Below are 14,773 nucleotides of genomic sequence, written 5' to 3' on the forward strand. Positions count from 1 at the left end.
TCGGCTGGTGGGCCTAGTGGCCGCGGGCGATCCACTCATCCAGGTGCGGGGCTTCGGCTCCGATGGTGGTGGTGTCGCCGTGTCCGGTCCGGACTACCGTGCCGGCCGGGAGCGGCAGCAGCCACGTCCTGATCGACTCGATGATGGTGGGGAAGTCGCTGTAGGACCTGCCTGTGGCTCCGGGCCCGCCCTGGAACAGGGTGTCGCCGCTGAACACAGTGCCCTCGCCGTCGGGCCCGTCAGCCAGGTGGAAGGATACCGAGCCCGGTGAGTGCCCCGGCGTGTGCAGGGCGGTCAGGCTGGCCCCCGCTACCTCGATCACGTCACCGTGCTTGATGCGGACGTCCGGTTCCACGTCCGGGTAGACGCTCTTCCAGAGCATCCAGTCCGCCTCGTGGAGGTGGATGGGAGCCTGGACCAGGTCCCAGAAGTCTGCCACCGAACGGATGTGGTCATCGTGCCCATGCGTCAAAAGGATGGCCTTGAGCTTCCGGCCGGCCACCGCCGCGGCAACGGCCTTGGCGTCGTGTGCAGGATCAATCACCACGCATTCGGCGTCGTTGCCCACGAGCCAGACGTTGTTGTCCACGTCCCAGGTGCCGCCGTCGAGCGAAAACGTTCCGGACGTGACCAGACGCTCGATCCGGAGCGGGCCGCCGTTGGGAGCCGCGGTCACAGCTCCACCACCGAACGCAGCACCGAACCGGAGTGCATCTTCTCGAACGCTTCCTCCACCTGGTCGATGGTGATCCGCTCGGTCACAAACGCATCCAGGTCCAGCTTGCCCTGCTTGTAGAGGCTGATCAGCATGGGGAAGTCCCGGGAGGGCAGGCAGTCGCCGTACCAGGAGGACTTCAGGGATCCGCCGCGGCCGAAGACATCCAGGAGGGGCAACTCCAGGGTCATGTCCGGGGTCGGGACGCCCACCAGTACCACGGTGCCGGCGAGGTCGCGGGCGTAGAACGCCTGCTTGTAGGTTTCGGGACGGCCGACGGCGTCAATCACCACGTCAGCGCCGAACCCGCCGGTGAGTTCCCGGATTTTCTCCACCGGGTCAGTTGCGGAGGAGTCCACGGTGTGGGTAGCGCCGAGTTCCTTGGCGCGCTCCAGCTTTTTCACGTCAATGTCGACGGCGATGATGGTGGTTGCACCGGCGAGCGCGGCGCCGGCAATGGCGGCCACCCCCACACCACCGCAGCCGATGACAGCAACGGAATCGCCGCGCTTGACCCCGCCAGTGTTGATGGCGGCGCCCAGGCCGGCCATGACGCCGCAGCCGAGGAGTCCGATGGCGGCAGCATCGGCGTCGGGATCCACCTTGGTGCACTGGCCGGCGGCTACGAGGGTCTTCTCGATGAACGCGCCGATGCCGAGCGCGGCAGAGAGTTCCGTGCCGTCCTCAAGGGTCATCTTCTGGGTAGCGTTGTGGGTGTTGAAGCAGTACTGCGCCTGGCCACGGTTGCAGGCGCGGCAGTTGCCGCAGACTGCCCGCCAGTTCAGGACCACGCGGTCGCCCGGGACAACGTTGGTGACGTCAGGGCCCACAGCGCTGACCACACCGGTGGCCTCGTGGCCGAGGAGGAACGGGAAGTCATCACTGATGCCGCCCAGTTTGTAGTGCAGGTCGGTGTGGCAGACGCCGCTGGTGAGGATGTCAACCAGGGCCTCGCCCGGACCCGGTTCCGGGACCAGGATGGTCTCCAGGGTGACCGGGGCGCCCTTGGAGCGGGCAACGACACCTTTGACTTTATGGACCACGGAAGGCTCCCTCAATGCAGATAGACAAGAACGGGACCAACACGGATGTTGGTCCCGTTCTGTCTACCACATGAGCTGCGGGTCTCAGGCTGCGAGACGGCTCTTTACCTCGGCAACTGAGGGGTTGGTGGCGGCGGTGCCGTCCGGGAAGAGCACGGTTGGGACGGTCTGGTTGCCGCCGTTGAGCTGCTCTACGAGTGCAGCCGTTCCCTCTACCTCTTCGATGTTGATTTCCGTGTAGCCGATGCCCTGGGCGTCCAGCTGCTTCTTCAGCCGGTTGCAGTAGCCGCACCAGGTGGTGGAAAACATGGTGATGGTGCCGTTCTCGGGGGTAAAGTCCACGGAGCTCTCCTGAAATCGTTGAGGGGGTTCGATCACTTCAACGGTAACCCGGGGCCGGCTATTCCCAGCGCCCGGGCCGGCGGATGACACTGCATAACGGTAATGGCATGCTGGAGCCATGTGTGGACGCTATGTGATGGCCCGGGCCGTGGGTGACCTGCTGGCCGATTTTGACGCCCAGTTGGAAGAGGAAGTACACCTTCCGCCGTCGTGGAACGTGGCACCCACGGACGATGTTCCGATTGTCCTGGAACGGCTCATTGAAAATGACACCGTCCGGCAGTTGCATGTTGCACGGTGGGGCCTGGTGCCCTCCTGGGCCAAGGATCCGGGCATCGGCCCCAAGATGATCAACGCCCGCAGCGAGACCGTGCTGGAGAAGCCGGCGTTCCGCAAGGCCATCAAGTCACGGCGCTGCGCTGTGCCGGCTGACGGCTATTACGAATGGAAGCAGGGGACCGGGAAGGCCAAGCAGCCGTACTACGTGCATCCCGGGAAAGGCGGCGGACTGGTGTTCGCAGGCCTGTATGAGTGGTGGAAGGACCCGTCCAAGGCCGACGGCGATCCTGGCCGCTGGATGCTGTCCACGTCCATCCTGACCGCAGACACCCCGCCGCCCGGGGCGGAGTCCACCATTTTCGGCAAGCTCACGGACCTGCATGACCGGGTGCCGCTGCCGATGGACCGCGCAACCATGGCGTCGTGGCTGGACCCGCAGATCGATGACGCCGCCTTCCTCGTGGACCTCGTCCGAGCCCATGTGAAGGAAGTCGCGGCTGACTGGCACGTGGATTCCGTTGGCACGGAAGTGGGAAACGTGCGCAACAATTCGCCGGAACTCATCCGGCCGGTGGAGGCCCTGTTCTGACGTGCCGCTTGACGTAGTACTTAAGGCGCCGGGCCTCTAGACGGTGACCTTGCCGTCGTCGTCCACTGCCCAGGTGGGGTTGTACGCAACCTCCCAGCGGAAGCCGTCGGGATCAGCGAAATACCCGCTGTACCCGCCCCAGGGCTGGGTGACGGGCTCGGCAACGATCTCCGCGCCGGCTGACCGGGCGTCGGCCATCATCTGGTCCACCTCTTCCGGGCTGGCCAGATTGTGGCTGAGCGTGATGCACGGGACCGGGCCGGGGGCGCCTACCCCCGCTTCGGCGTGCATCTGCCCGGCGTCCCACAGGGACAGGATCAGTCCGTGGTTGACCTGGATGAACACCACCTCGCCGGGCATTTCGCGGTGGACAGGCCAGCCAAGGCCTTCCGCGTAGAACCGGCGGGAGGCGTCAACACTACGAACGCCTAGTGAGATGAAGTCGACTCTGGGCTGCATGCTTCGATACTGTCAGAAGATGGCAACTATTCAAGGAAACGACCGGGATGCTTTGGCCGACAAGGAACAGCTCGCTGCCGTTCGAATTGCGGTCGACGAGGTTGACGATCAGATTGTCACGCTCATAGCGCGGCGTGAACGCCTGATCCGCATTGCCGGAACCCTGAAGGGGGACGACGCTGAAGTCCGCGCCCCGGGCCGGGTGGAACGCGTGATTGAGCACGTCCGCGAAGCCGCGGAAAAGAAGGACATTGATCCGGACATCGTGGAATCCACGTACCGCGCCATGATCTCGGGCTTCATCGAACTCGAGATGAAGGTCCACAAAGAAAGCAGCTGAAGCTAGAGTGCTTCCTCAACGGCGACGCCGGACTGGAATTCCCGGCCGTCAGCCTCGCTGAAGGCTGACATGACGTGCCCCTTGCCCAGGCCGTGGACGGCGGCAAGGGGAAAATTCCCCGTAATGGTGTTTCCGGAATGCGTCACGCCGCCAAGATCATAGTTTTCTTCGGCGCTCTGATCGTGGCTGAACGAGTAGAAGGCGATTGCCTCCCCGTTCATGAACTCGATGCCCAGCCGTCTTTGTGATGAGTAATCAGGGCTGGCCGCCACGAGCCCGACTACGTACGCACCCGCTCCCGGTATGTTGCCGTCGATATCGAAGGTCGCAACGAGGGTTTCTTCCTCGGCCTTGATGCTTACGTGCTTGAGGAGTGCGTTTTGGGAGCTCATGCCACAATCCTGCCCCCCTGTTGGCTGTCCGTCCACCCCTGTCTAGGTTTTGCCGGGGCACCGTCGTAGACTGGAGTGATTCGAACATGTATTCGAATAATTTTTTCCAGCAGCATCTTGCGTCAGCATCTTGCATCGGCTCAGTTCAGTTCCGGAGGGCGCCCATGGGTATGTTCAGCGAGTCCGTGGACGTCGTCTGCACCGCTGCCGGCCAGCCGCTGAAACTCCAGTGGGCCGGGCAGCACTACACGGTGTGCGCCGAGCCGGTCCGGTGGTACGAACGCCGGCAGTGGTGGGCCGAGGAACGCCGTGCACCGCTGGGCAGCGGACCGGGACTGGTCGACCATGAGATCTGGCGCGTCCAGGTCCTGGCGGACCCAACAGAGGCCGGGGAGCCGCTCACCCTGGACCTCAGCAGGCACCTCGGCAGTGGCCGCTGGCGGTTGCTTCGCATCCATGACGCACTCCACCACAAAACAGCATGAGCTTTACCCACCTCCACGTTTCCACCGCCTTCAGCGCGCACTACGGAGTCTCCTGGCCCGACGAACTGGCCCAGGTTGCGGCCACTGACGGCGCAACTGCCCTTGCCTGCACGGACCGGGACGGACTGTACGGCACCGTCAAACACCTCAAAGCCTGCATGGCTGCCGGAATCGACCCCATCGTTGGCGTGGACCTTGCGGTCTTCGACGACGACGGCGATCACCGCACGCAGCTTGCAGGCCGGGTGGTGGTACTTGCCAGGGGGCACAACAACGGGGCGGGCTACCGTGCCCTGTGCCGGCTGGTATCCGACGCCCACGTCCGCACCACCGGAAAGGCCGGGGGAGTGGTGCCCGTGGCTGTCACACGTGCCGAACTTGCCTCACGGACGCTTGACCCCAAGACGCTCAAGCCGGTCCTGACAGTTCTGATCGGCCCGGATTCGGACGTCGGCCGAGCCATGGGTGGCCGGCGCTACCTGCGGCCACGAACCCTTTTCAAGCGATGGCTGGAAGCCATGCCCGCAGGAACCCTGGTGGCGGAAGTAGTTTCCCAGCTCACTTCCCCCGGGGCGCCCCTGAGCACCGCCCATGCAGTGCGGATGCTCAAACTCGCGGAAGAACACCATGTCCCGGCCGTGCTCACCAATGCTGTCCGCTATTGCGCCGAGGACGGTGCCGCCACGGCGGACGTCCTCGACTCCGCCCGGACCCTGAAGTCACTGCCGGAACTGGCCGCCGAACCACTGCTCCAGCCCAACGGGCAGGGCTGGCTCAAATCAGCAGGGCAGATGCTGCTGCTGGGCAAGGAAATCATCCGCGCCGCGGGGTATGGCACAGCTGACCTGAAGCAGCTGATGGCGCAGACTGAGGCGCTCGCGGACTTCTGCCGGATTGACCCGGAGACTGACATGGGTTGGAAACAGCCGGTGGTCCCGGAGGCATCGGTCATTGGCATCAGCCAGGACCCACACCTTGAACTGGTCCAACGCTGCGAAGCAGGGATCAGCAGGCGGTTCCCGGGAATATCCGGCTCAGCCGGCAAGGAAATGCGCTCGCGGCTGGAGCATGAGCTGGGGATCATCCGGAACCTGGGATTCTCCTCGTACTTCCTGACCGTGGCTGAAGTGTCCCGCATGATCCTTGACATGGGGGTCAGGGCGGCTGCCCGCGGTTCGGGGGCCTCCAGCCTGGTCAACTACCTGATCGATGTCAGCCAGGTGGACCCCCTGCAGCACGATCTGATCTTTGAACGTTTCCTGTCCCAGGACCGGGCAACGCTGCCGGACATCGACATCGACGTCGAAAGCGCCGAGCGGCACAATGTGTACCGAAGGATCTTTGACCGGTTTGGTGCCGAGCGGGTCACGCTGATGAGCATGCAGAACGGGTACCGTGCCCGTGGCGCTGTCCGGGATGCCGGAATGGCTTTGGGCATGGACGATGGCGACGTTGGAGAGATCGCCAAGCAGCTGTGGCGTTTTTCTGCCCGGAAATTCCGTGAAGCCCTGGTTGAAAAACCCGAACTGCGGGAGTTCGCGGGCCGGGTGGAGGAGCGGGGCTTCGCCGAAAATCAACAGCTTGATCTGCTGGTGGACCTCACCGAGAGGCTGGACCGGCTGCCCCGCCATATTTCCATGCATCCCTGCGGAGTAATCCTGGGCGATGCCACGCTCCTTGACCGGACCCCTGTCCAACCCAGCGGGCTGGGGCTGCCCATGAGCCAGTTCGACAAACACGACATGGATCCCATGGGCATGCTGAAACTTGATGTCCTGGGGGTGAGGATGCAGAGTGCCATGGCGTTTGCCGTCCGGGAAGTCATCCGGATCCATCCGTCCAAAGCAGAAGTGGTTGCCGCCGGCGCCCACCCAGCCGGCCCTGAGGGAACCGGGCCGGACTACATTGCGGAGAACGGCCACATCGATCTCAATGCCGTGCCGCTGGATGATGAGCCGACCTTCGAACTGATCCGCAGCACCCATACCCTGGGCTGTTTCCAGATCGAGTCACCTGGCCAGCGTGAGCTGATCGGCAAAATGGCCCCGCGTGAGTTCAACGACCTCATCATCGACATTTCACTGTTCCGGCCGGGACCCATGAAATCTGACATGGTGCGGCCCTTCCTGGAACACCGGCACGGCTTCGCGCCGGAAGTATATCCGCACCCTGACCTGAAACCCGTGCTGCAGGAAACCCACGGCGTTACCGTCTTCCACGAGCAGATCCTGAAAACCTTTGACGTGATGACCGGCTGCGGGTTGGCGCGGGCGGATGAGTTCCGTCGGGCTCTGGGAAATGAGGTCCCCGAACTGAAAGTGGAGGAGTTCTTCCGCAAGGAGGCCAGGACCAAAGGGTATTCCCCGGAGGTGGTGGACAAGGTATGGGGGACCCTGAAAGCCTTTGGCAGCTTTGGTTTCTGTAAAGCCCACGGTGCGGCCTTTGCCGTTCCCACCTACCAGTCCGCCTGGCTCAAAGCCCACCATCCCGAGGCGTTCCTGGCCGGGCTGTGGGAACACGATCCCGGCATGTATCCCAAGCGGCTGCTAGTGGCCGAGGCCCGCAGGCTGGGCATCCCCATCCTGCCCCTGGATATCAACCGCAGCCAGGCCGAATACCGGGTGGAACGGGTGACGGAGGGGCCGGACGCTGGGAAGCTGGGGATCCGGCTGAGCCTCAACGGGATTTACGGCCTCTCCGGGGCCGAGCTCAAACGGATTGTCGCCGGCCAGCCCTACGACTCCCTTGCTGACCTCAGGGCACGGTCAAGGCTCAGCAAGCCGAGCATCAAGAGGCTGGCGCAATTGGGTGCCTTTGATTCCCTTCACCGGGAGTCGGGCGGCAACGCAAACCGCGCAGACCTCGTCCAGCACCTGAACCAGCTCCAAACTGCCAGGGGTACCCGGAAAGGTGCTGATGTGATGGAAGGGCAATTGTCCTTACCGCTCGGGGATGTTGAGCTTCGCAACGTCAAGCCCGGGCTTCCCGCGCCGACCCTGGTGGAAAACGTCCGGGCTGAACTTGATCTGATGGCAATTGATGTCAGCGGACATCTGATGGACAGCCACCGGCCCATGCTGAACAGGCTGGGTGTCACCACGGCTGACAAGCTGCTGGGCCTGCGAAACGGCACAGAGGTGCTGGTGGCCGGGGTTCGCATTGCCACCCAGACCCCGCCCATGCGTGGCGGGCGCCGCGTGGTGTTCATCAGCATCGATGACGGCACCGGCTGCATCGACTCCGTCTTCTTCCATGAAGCCCAGGAACAGGCAGGGCTGCTCCTGTTCGGGACCAGGCTGCTGCTCATCCGCGGCACCACCCGGCGTACTGGTCCACGTGGGATCAGCCTGAGCGCCAGCATGGCCTGGGACCTGAGCCGGGTGGATACCCTGCCGTTCCCGACGAATCAGGTGGAGCATACCGATGTGCCGCATCCCCTCGACGGAATCAGCCGAAGCCTGGCCATCACCGGAATGGGCGGCTGAGCCGCATCGCGGCGTCCCAACAGCCGCCGCGCCCCGCGGGTCCCGTTGGTCGGCCTCTGGCGGAACCGATAGCATTGACGGTGGCTGGCTGTGGTCCCCGTATGCCGCAAGCTATGAAGCCTAAAACTTTGAATAGGAGACACCCGTGTCAGATGCCCAGCAGATCACCCTCATCGTCGATGGCGAAGAGACCAAGGTGACTACCGGGACAACCGGTGCGGAACTCTTCTTTGAGCGCCGCGAAGTTGTTGTGGCCCGCGTTAATGGCGAGCTGAAGGACCTGGACCAGGAGCTGCCTGAGGGCGCCGAGATCGAGGGTGTCACCATCGATTCCCCGGACGGCCTGAACGTGCTCCGCCATTCCACCGCCCACGTGATGGCCCAGGCCGTGCAGCAGCTGCGCCCCGAGGCCAAGCTGGGCATCGGCCCGTACATCACCGACGGTTTTTACTTCGACTTCGACGTCGCCGAGCCGTTCACCCCCGAGGACCTCAAGACCCTCGAGAAGATGATGCTCAAGATCATCAACCAGAACCAGAAGTTCGTCCGACGCGTGGTCAGCGAGGATGAAGCCCGCGAGGCCATGAAAAACGAGCCTTACAAGCTCGAACTGCTGGGCAAGAAGAATGAAGCCGCCGAAGCAGGCGAAGGCGTCAACGTCGAGGTCGGCGCCGGCGACATCACCATCTACGACAACGTGGAGCGCAAGGAAGGAACCACCGTCTGGTGCGACCTCTGCCGCGGCCCGCACCTGCCGAACACCAAGCTCATCTCCAACGCGTTCGCCCTCACCCGGTCGTCCTCCGCGTACTGGCTGGGCAACCAGAAGAACCAGCAGCTGCAGCGCATTTATGGCACCGCCTGGCCCACCAAGGACGCGCTGAAGGCCTACCAGGAACGCATTGCCGAAGCTGAGCGGCGCGACCACCGCAAGCTTGGCGTCGAACTTGACCTCTTCTCCTTCCCGGACGAACTGGGCTCCGGCCTGCCGGTGTTCCACCCCAAGGGCGGCATCATCCGCAAGGAGATGGAGGACTACTCACGGCAGCGCCACGTCGATGCCGGCTACGAGTTCGTCTACACCCCGCACATCACCAAGGGCCACCTGTACGAAGTCTCGGGACACCTGGACTGGTACAAGGAAGGCATGTTCCCGCCCATGCGCGTGGATGAGGAACTCAACGCAGACGGTACAGTCCGCAAGCCTGCCCAGGACTACTACCTCAAGCCGATGAACTGCCCCATGCACAACCTGATCTTCCGCTCGCGGGGACGGTCCTACCGTGAACTGCCGCTGCGGCTCTTCGAATTCGGCTCCGTCTACCGGTACGAGAAGTCCGGAGTGGTGCACGGCCTGACCCGCGTCCGTGGCATGACACAGGACGACGCCCACATCTACTGCACCCGCGAGCAGATGAAGGACGAACTGACCAAGACCCTGACGTTCGTCCTTGAACTGCTGAAGGATTATGGCCTGAACGACTTCTATCTGGAGCTCTCCACCAAGGACCCGGAGAAGTACGTCGGCGAGGACGCCGCCTGGGAAGAGGCCACCCGGACCCTCGCCGAAGTGGCCGAGGAATCCGGCCTGGAACTGGTCGGGGATCCGGGCGGAGCAGCCTTCTACGGCCCGAAGATCTCCGTCCAGGCGAAGGACGCCCTCGGCCGCACCTGGCAGATGTCCACCATCCAGCTGGACTTCAACCTCCCCGAACGCTTCGAACTGGAATTCCAGGCAGCCGACGGCACCCGCCAGCGGCCCGTGATGATCCACCGCGCGCTCTTCGGTTCCATCGAGCGGTTCATGGGCGTGCTCACCGAGCACTACGCAGGCGCCTTCCCGGCGTGGCTTTCCCCTGTCCAGGTGGTTGGCATCCCGGTGGCCGAAACCTTCAACGAGTACATGTTCGACGTCGTTGACCAGCTCAAGGCGGCGGGCATCCGCGCCGAGGTGGATACGTCGTCGGACAGGTTCCCCAAGAAGATCCGCACCGCCAGCAAGGACAAGATCCCGTTTGTCCTGATCGCCGGCGGCGACGACGCCGAAGCCGGAGCGGTGTCCTTCCGCTTCCGTGACGGCAGCCAGGACAACGGCGTGCCCGTGGCCGAGGCCGTCAAGCGGATCACGGAAGCCGTCCGTAACCGGACCAGCTAGCGGAAACGGAACAGAACACGGTGCAGGAGAACACAGGCGCAGGATATCCAGGCGATGCCGGCGTGACCGATGACTTTGATCTCGCGGGCGTACCGGACGCATTCCAGCGCCTGTGGACTCCCCACCGGCTGGCCTACATCAAGGGTGGCCAGCACCAGTTCAAGAACGAAAACGACTGCCCTTTCTGTGTGGGCCCGGGACGGACTGATGAGGAAGCCCTCATCGTCCACCGGGGGAAGACCTGCTACGTGGTCCTCAACCTGTTTCCCTACAACCCGGGCCATCTCCTGGTGTGCCCCTACCGGCATGTCCCGGACTACACGGACCTCACCGTGGAGGAGACCGCGGAGTTTGCCGAGATCAGCCAGACAGCCATGCGGGTCCTGCGCAAAGTGTCCAACCCGGGCGGCTTTAACCTGGGAATGAACCAAGGCGTCGTGGGTGGTGCCGGCATCGCGGCCCACCTGCACCAGCACATTGTTCCGCGGTGGGGCGGCGACGGGAACTTCTTCCCGATCATTGCCCAGACCAAAGCCATCACGCAGACCCTCGACGAGGTCCGCCAACTGGTTGCCGAGGCCTGGCCCGGGGAGACGGATGCTGAATAGGCACGCGCGCGGCTTCTTCACCGCGCTGTTCACCCCGCTTGCCCGCTGGCTCCTGAAAATCGGTGTTTCCCCTGACGCGGTGACGGTCATCGGCACCGCCGGTGTGGTGGTGGGGGCCCTGGTCTTCTACCCCCTCGGCCAGCTCTGGTGGGGCACCCTGTTCATTACCGCGTTCATCTTCTCGGATGTGCTCGATGGCATCATGGCCCGGATGCGGGACACCGGCGGCCGGTGGGGCAATTTCCTGGATTCCACGCTGGACCGGATCGCCGACGGCGCCTTGTTTGCGGGCGTGGCCATCTGGTTCTTTACCGGTGGTGCGAACTACGCGATCGCCGTCGCGGCCATGCTCTGCCTCGTTTTGGGAATGGTGGTCTCGTACGCGCGGTCCAAGGCCGAGTCCCTCGGCTTCACCGCAAATGTAGGCATCGCCGAGCGCGCTGAGAGACTGGTTTCGGTCCTGGTGGTCACCGGATTCACCGGGTTGGGGCTGCCCCCGGTGGTTCTGCTGGTGACGCTTGGACTGCTGGCACTGGCAAGCCTCATCACGATTTGCCAGCGCATCGCGACCGTCCACCGCCAGGCGCTTGCGGAGTCCGCGGCTACGGATTAAGCCCGCCGCCCACCGGGGTACTAGTATTGTCACTGCCCGGTCAATGGATCCGGCAACCCGGTGCGTGTACTCCTCGGCTTTGTGCCGCCCTCACGTCCGGCGAAGATCATCTATCTACCCATAGGGGTTTTTGTGTCTACACCTGATGTAAGCAGCGAAGCCGGTTCGTCCGCGAACAGCGTCACGGGCAGCAACCGCGTCAAGCGGGGCATGGCTGAGATGCTCAAGGGCGGCGTCATCATGGACGTCGTCAACGTTGAACAGGCCCGCATCGCCGAAGACGCCGGTGCCGTTGCAGTGATGGCGCTGGAACGCGTTCCGGCCGATATCCGTGCCCAGGGCGGCGTGTCCCGGATGTCCGATCCGGACATGATCGACAAGATCATCGAAGCCGTGTCTGTGCCGGTCATGGCCAAGGCCCGGATCGGCCACTTCGTCGAGGCCCAGGTCCTGCAGTCCTTGGGCGTGGACTACATTGACGAGTCCGAGGTCCTGACCCCGGCCGACTACGTCCACCACATCGACAAGTGGAACTTCAAGGTTCCCTTCGTCTGTGGCGCCACGAACCTCGGTGAGGCGCTGCGCCGCATCAACGAGGGCGCGGCCATGATCCGTTCCAAGGGCGAGGCCGGCACGGGCGATGTTTCCAACGCGACCGGGCACATGCGCCAGATCCGCGCTGAGATCGCCAAGCTTGCGGCTCTGCCCGAGGATGAGCTGTACGTCGCGGCCAAGGAACTGCAGGCCCCGTACGACCTGGTCAAGGAAGTTGCCGCGGCCGGCAAGCTTCCGGTGGTGCTGTTCACCGCGGGCGGCATCGCCACCCCGGCCGACGCCGCCATGATGATGCAGCTCGGCGCCGACGGCGTGTTCGTCGGTTCGGGCATCTTCAAGTCCGGCAACCCGGCCCAGCGCGCCGCTGCCGTGGTCAAGGCCACCACGTTCTTCGATGACCCCGACGTCATCGCCAAGGCCTCCCGCGGCCTGGGCGAAGCCATGGTGGGCATCAATGTGGACGACATCCCGCAGCCGCACCGCCTGGCCGAACGCGGCTGGTAGAAGCGCCAAAAGCAGTACGACGGCGGGTGGTCACCTTTTCGAAGGTGGCCACCCGCCGTCGTTCTTCCCATCGATTGCTCCGTAAACGCCCTTTTGGGGCTTCAAAACGGCGGTTACGGAGCAATCGATGAGGGTTAGTCGAGGCCGCGGCGCTTTAGCAGGGGCTCCAGCGTTGCGTCGCGTCCGCGGAGTGCGCGGAAGGAGTCCAGCGGGTCGCGGCTGTTCCCGCGGGCCAGCAGCTCCGTGCGGAACCGTTCCCCGTTGGTCCGGTTCAGGCCTCCGTTCTCGGTGAACCAGTCAACGGTTTCTGCGTCCAGGACTTCGCTCCAGATGTACGAGTAGTAGCCGGCGGCATAGCCGTCGCCTGCAAAGATGTGCTGGAAATATCCGGTGCGGTAACGCGGTGGAATCAGGGCGTGGGCCACTCCCGCTGCGGCCAGTGACTTGGCTTCGAAGGCCAGAACGTCGTCCGGCATGCCGGTTTCGTCCAGCACATGCCAGGCCAGGTCCAGCAGCGCGGCACCAAGATACTCGGTGGTCGCGAAGCCTTCGCCCCAAAGGCGCGAGTCATTGAGCCTGTCCACCACGTCCTGGGGGAGCGGCTCGCCTGTGGTGTGGTGCCGGGCATAGTTGGCCAGCACCTCCGGCCAGAGGATCCACATTTCGTTGACCTGCGACGGGTATTCCACGAAGTCCCGGGGGACCGCTGTGCCGGAGAAACGCGGATACGTCACGTTGGAAAACAAGCCGTGGAGTGCATGTCCGAACTCGTGGAACACGGTTCGCAGCTCATCCAGCGTCAGGAGGGTGGGCTCACCCGCCGGCGGCTTCGAAATGTTGAGGTTGTTGATCACCACAGGCTGGCCGCCCAGCAGGTCCGACTGGTCAACCAGCGAGTTCATCCACGCCCCGCCCCGCTTGGATTCGCGGGTGTAGTAGTCGCCGAGGAACAGTCCGAGCCCGGTTCCGTCCCGGTCCCGGACTTCCCATACGCGGACATCGGGGTGGTAACCGGTGAGGTCACTGCGTTCGTGGAAGGTGATGCTGAAGAGGGAAGTGGCAGCAAAGAAGACGCCGTCCCGGAGGACGCGGTCCAGCTCAAAATAGGGACGGAGCGCCTGCTCGTCGACGGCGAACTTCTCCCGGCGCACCTTGGCTGAGTAGAAGGCCCAGTCCCAAGCCTCAAGCGGATGCCCGGCAATCTCGGCCAGAGCCGCCGCCTCGGCATCCGCATTACGTACGGCAGCGGGGGCAACCCTGTTCAGCATGGACTGGACTGACCCAAAATCAGGGGCTGTCTGGTGGTCCACCACAAGTTCGGCATAGTTGGCGAAGCCCAGAAGCACAGCCTTTTCAGCGCGCAGTCCAGCCATGGATCTGACCAGGTCCATGACGTCCAGGCTTCCGCCGTCGCTGCCCCGGCCGATGGAGGCTTCAAACAGCCGACGGCGGACGTCCCGGTTTGCCAGGGCAGCCATGGCGGGCTGGTTGCTGGGCTGGATCAGCGTCAGCAGGAATTTGCCCTCGTGGCCTGCGGCGCGGGCCGCCTCAGCGGCGCTGGCCACATCGTCCGCTGGCAAGCCACGCAATTCATCTGCGCGTTCCAGCAGCAATGCCGCCGATTTCATGCCCTCCTTGACCCGCTGTCCAAACTCCGTGCCGAGTTTTGACAGTTCGGCATTGATCTCCTTAAGCCGGTCCTGCCCAGGGCTGTCGAGCTGGATCCCGGACTGGCGGAACTCCTTCAGGTACTCCTCCACGAGCCGGACAGACTCAGGATCAAGTCCAGAGACGTCAATCGCGGCGAACCGGTCAAACAGGGCACGGTTAAGGTAGACATCGTCCTGGTGGGCGGAGAACCGGGGCGAAAGTTCGGTCTCCAGGTCACGGATCCCGTCACTTGCGTCGGCCGAGACAAGCGTGAAGAAGGAGGCCGCAGCCCGGTGGAGAAGTTGGCCGGCCCTCTCCATGGCCACCGCGGTGTTCTCAAAGGTTGCACCCGCCGGGTTGTCCACGATCGCCTGGATCTCGGCCAGATGTTCCGCAAGGCCAGCGTTCACTGCCTCGGAGTATTCGGTTGGTCCGAGCTGGGCAAATGGCGGCAGTCCATAGGGCAGGGCACTGGTGCTGAGGAGGGGATTCGTCATCACGCAAACCTTTCATACCGGTGCATGCATCTCAATGCGCGGCCTCCCGGTTTTTGGCGGCC

At 63.9% G+C, this 14,773-nt stretch carries 14 protein-coding genes; 8 read left to right on the forward strand and 6 right to left on the reverse strand.

Annotation, left to right across the window (positions count from 1 at the left end):
• Positions 1-13: 13 nt before the first annotated feature.
• From J2808_RS12645 to J2808_RS12655, 3 genes are all read right to left on the reverse strand, one after another.
• Positions 14-676, reverse strand: a complete 663-nt coding sequence (locus J2808_RS12645; protein ID WP_309816895.1) for an MBL fold metallo-hydrolase — start codon at positions 674-676, stop codon at positions 14-16.
• Positions 673-1,758 (reverse strand): S-(hydroxymethyl)mycothiol dehydrogenase, encoded by a 1,086-nt coding sequence (locus tag J2808_RS12650; RefSeq protein WP_309816897.1) that lies wholly within the window; start codon positions 1,756-1,758, stop codon positions 673-675. Before J2808_RS12650 ends, J2808_RS12645 begins: the two co-directional genes overlap by 4 nt.
• A gap of 84 nt (positions 1,759-1,842) precedes the next feature.
• The gene (locus J2808_RS12655; RefSeq protein WP_309816899.1) at positions 1,843-2,100 is read right to left on the reverse strand and encodes a mycoredoxin; all 258 of its coding nucleotides are present in this window, start codon (positions 2,098-2,100) and stop codon (positions 1,843-1,845) included.
• Between the two features lie 118 nt (positions 2,101-2,218).
• On the opposite strand from J2808_RS12655, the gene J2808_RS12660 reads away from it, so the two are divergent.
• Positions 2,219-2,968, forward strand: a complete 750-nt coding sequence (locus J2808_RS12660) for an SOS response-associated peptidase (RefSeq protein ID WP_309816900.1) — start codon at positions 2,219-2,221, stop codon at positions 2,966-2,968.
• A gap of 36 nt (positions 2,969-3,004) precedes the next feature.
• On the opposite strand, the gene J2808_RS12665 is transcribed toward J2808_RS12660, so the two are convergent.
• A complete protein-coding gene (locus J2808_RS12665; RefSeq protein ID WP_309816902.1) occupies positions 3,005-3,427 on the reverse strand; it encodes a VOC family protein in 423 nt (140 codons plus the stop codon).
• Between the two features lie 19 nt (positions 3,428-3,446).
• On the opposite strand from J2808_RS12665, the gene J2808_RS12670 reads away from it, so the two are divergent.
• Positions 3,447-3,767: a chorismate mutase gene (locus J2808_RS12670; protein WP_309816905.1), complete on the forward strand. Its 321-nt coding sequence runs from the start codon at positions 3,447-3,449 to the stop codon at positions 3,765-3,767.
• A gap of 2 nt (positions 3,768-3,769) precedes the next feature.
• Here J2808_RS12670 and J2808_RS12675 read toward each other — a convergent pair whose 3' ends face one another.
• Positions 3,770-4,159 carry a hypothetical protein gene (locus J2808_RS12675; protein WP_309816907.1) on the reverse strand — a complete coding sequence of 130 codons (390 nt, stop codon included), beginning with the start codon at positions 4,157-4,159 and terminating at the stop codon, positions 3,770-3,772.
• Positions 4,160-4,323: 164 nt separating this feature from the next.
• On the opposite strand from J2808_RS12675, the gene J2808_RS12680 reads away from it, so the two are divergent.
• The 6 genes from J2808_RS12680 (at position 4,324) to pdxS (ending at position 12,564) form a co-directional block, all read left to right on the forward strand.
• Positions 4,324-4,644: a DUF6504 family protein gene (locus tag J2808_RS12680; RefSeq protein WP_309816910.1), complete on the forward strand. Its 321-nt coding sequence runs from the start codon at positions 4,324-4,326 to the stop codon at positions 4,642-4,644.
• Positions 4,641-8,129, forward strand: a complete 3,489-nt coding sequence (locus J2808_RS12685; protein WP_309816911.1) for a DNA polymerase III subunit alpha — start codon at positions 4,641-4,643, stop codon at positions 8,127-8,129. Before J2808_RS12680 ends, J2808_RS12685 begins: the two co-directional genes overlap by 4 nt.
• Before the next feature lie 145 nt (positions 8,130-8,274).
• Entirely contained in the window at positions 8,275-10,284 is a 2,010-nt protein-coding gene (gene thrS / locus J2808_RS12690) for a threonine--tRNA ligase (RefSeq protein ID WP_309816914.1), read from the forward strand.
• 20 nt (positions 10,285-10,304) lie between these two features.
• Entirely contained in the window at positions 10,305-10,892 is a 588-nt protein-coding gene (locus J2808_RS12695; RefSeq protein ID WP_309816915.1) for an HIT family protein, read from the forward strand.
• Positions 10,882-11,505 carry a phosphatidylinositol phosphate synthase gene (gene pgsA / locus J2808_RS12700; protein ID WP_309816917.1) on the forward strand — a complete coding sequence of 208 codons (624 nt, stop codon included), beginning with the start codon at positions 10,882-10,884 and terminating at the stop codon, positions 11,503-11,505. The genes J2808_RS12695 and pgsA overlap by 11 nt, the downstream gene beginning before the upstream one ends.
• A gap of 132 nt (positions 11,506-11,637) precedes the next feature.
• Positions 11,638-12,564: a pyridoxal 5'-phosphate synthase lyase subunit PdxS gene (pdxS, locus tag J2808_RS12705; RefSeq protein WP_309816919.1), complete on the forward strand. Its 927-nt coding sequence runs from the start codon at positions 11,638-11,640 to the stop codon at positions 12,562-12,564.
• Between the two features lie 134 nt (positions 12,565-12,698).
• Here pdxS and J2808_RS12710 read toward each other — a convergent pair whose 3' ends face one another.
• Entirely contained in the window at positions 12,699-14,711 is a 2,013-nt protein-coding gene (locus J2808_RS12710; protein ID WP_309816925.1) for a M3 family metallopeptidase, read from the reverse strand.
• Positions 14,712-14,773: the final 62 nt, after the last annotated feature.

It is taken from the genome of Pseudarthrobacter sulfonivorans (genome assembly GCF_031454915.1).
Lineage (GTDB): Bacteria > Actinomycetota > Actinomycetes > Actinomycetales > Micrococcaceae > Arthrobacter > Arthrobacter sulfonivorans_C.

Bases quoted from the DNA above. Each gene is read 5' to 3' on its own strand.
- J2808_RS12680 (WP_309816910.1), top strand. From the start codon at position 4,324: ATGGGTATGTTCAGCGAGTCCGTGGACGTCGTCTGCACCGCTGCCGGC.
- J2808_RS12665 (WP_309816902.1), bottom strand. From the start codon at position 3,427: ATGCAGCCCAGAGTCGACTTCATCTCACTAGGCGTTCGTAGTGTTGAC.
- J2808_RS12660 (WP_309816900.1), top strand. From the start codon at position 2,219: ATGTGTGGACGCTATGTGATGGCCCGGGCCGTGGGTGACCTGCTGGCC.
- J2808_RS12685 (WP_309816911.1), top strand. From the start codon at position 4,641: ATGAGCTTTACCCACCTCCACGTTTCCACCGCCTTCAGCGCGCACTAC.
- pgsA (WP_309816917.1), top strand. From the start codon at position 10,882: ATGCTGAATAGGCACGCGCGCGGCTTCTTCACCGCGCTGTTCACCCCG.
- J2808_RS12675 (WP_309816907.1), bottom strand. From the start codon at position 4,159: ATGAGCTCCCAAAACGCACTCCTCAAGCACGTAAGCATCAAGGCCGAG.
- J2808_RS12710 (WP_309816925.1), bottom strand. From the start codon at position 14,711: ATGACGAATCCCCTCCTCAGCACCAGTGCCCTGCCCTATGGACTGCCG.
- J2808_RS12670 (WP_309816905.1), top strand. From the start codon at position 3,447: ATGGCAACTATTCAAGGAAACGACCGGGATGCTTTGGCCGACAAGGAA.